The organism is Leifsonia sp. SIMBA_070 (assembly GCF_046534635.1).
Classification (GTDB): Bacteria; Actinomycetota; Actinomycetes; order Actinomycetales; family Microbacteriaceae; genus Leifsonia.
The window spans coordinates 1-257 of the sequence record NZ_JAWRYK010000534.1 but is presented as its reverse complement, the minus strand read 5'-3'; the positions used below and the strand labels follow the sequence as shown (position 1 = coordinate 257).

At 70.8% G+C, this 257-nt stretch carries 1 protein-coding gene; it reads right to left on the bottom strand.

Features of this window, described 5'->3' with window-relative positions; genetic code table 11:
• Positions 1 to 257, bottom strand: a 257-nt coding sequence (locus SB754_RS21340; RefSeq protein WP_410784336.1) for a hypothetical protein, incomplete at both ends; no start/stop codon positions are given.

The window sequence follows — 257 nt, the reverse complement described above, 5'->3', positions numbered from 1 at the left end:
CCAGCGATGCCGGCGACCCTTCTTCGCCCGGACGTCGAACCACTTCGCCTGGGCGAGCGGATCGTGGCTCTGGCGGACATAGGCGGCGGCGTGGTCGCGGCGCAGGAACAGGCAGCGTTCGGCATAGGCGACGTCGCCCAGCAGCAGCAGCTCGGCCATCAGCACGCGATCGGCGCTGACATGGCCGCCCATCAGCCGGGTCCGCGCCAGCGCGTCGGCCCGGAACAGGCCGAACAGCTCGGTGAAGTAGCCCATGC